Annotated in this window: 1 protein-coding gene; it reads right to left on the reverse strand. The window is 68.2% G+C overall.

Going from position 1 to position 1,014, the window contains the following annotated elements:
- A partial coding sequence (locus EOA33_RS36725; protein WP_127407795.1) for an aldehyde dehydrogenase family protein occupies positions 1-1,014 on the reverse strand: 1,014 nt, incomplete at both ends.

Raw genomic sequence — 1,014 nt, forward strand, 5'->3', positions numbered from 1 at the left:
GATCGTCTGGGCAAGCAGCGTCTCGGCATCAGGGCCGAGGCAAAGCACCCGGCCGCGTGGCGCCAGCGACAGCGTGTTGGCCTCCCCCGTCGGACCCGGCAGGTCGACCTGACCGAAATCGATACTTGCCGCCGCGCCGATGGCGGCCGCGCCCTTGCCGCGCAGGTGCTTCCGCAGGATCGCCACCCGGTCGGGCCGCGTCGACCAGCCGCCGAGCGTCGGATCGGGCAGATTGTCGGCAAGTTCGGTTGCCGTCACCTTGTGGCCCTCGGCGACATGCGTGCCTGCCTCCGGCCCCTTGCGGAAGCGCCGCAGGTAATGCGGCCCGCCGGCCTTCGGTCCCGTGCCCGAAAGCCCCTCGCCACCGAACGGCTGCGAGCCGACCACGGCGCCGATCTGGTTGCGGTTGACATAGATGTTGCCGGCATGGATGCCGTCGACGAAATGCTGGACGCGGCCTTCAATGCGCGTGTGCAGGCCGAAGGTCAGGCCATAGCCCTTGCGGTTGATGGCGGCGATAACGGCGTCGATCTCGTCGGCGTCGAAGCTGGCGACATGCAGCACCGGGCCGAACACCTCGCGCTCCATCTCCTCGATGCCCTTGACGCGGAAGACATGCGGCGCGACGAAGCGGCCGCTCTTCGGCGCTTCGAGCTTGGCGATCAGCCGGCCCTGCAGGCCCATCCTGGTGCAATAGTCGCGGATCGACGTTTGCGCCTCGTCGTCGATGACCGGGCCGACATCGGTCGAGATCAGCCAGGGATCGCCGAGGTTGAGCGCTTCCATCGCGCCCCTCAGCATCTCCAGCATCTTCTTCTCTACGTCCTTCTGGACATAGAGCACGCGCAGCGCCGAGCAGCGCTGGCCGGCGCTCTGGAAGGCGGAGGCGAGGATGTCGCGCACCGCCTGCTCGGGCAGCGCGGTGGAATCGACGATCATGGCGTTGAGCCCCCCGGTCTCGGCGACCAGCATGGCGTCGGGTGCGGCGGTGTCGGCCAGTTGCTTCTCGATCAG

The organism is Mesorhizobium sp. M4A.F.Ca.ET.050.02.1.1, assembly GCF_003997725.1.
Taxonomy (GTDB): domain Bacteria; phylum Pseudomonadota; class Alphaproteobacteria; order Rhizobiales; family Rhizobiaceae; genus Mesorhizobium.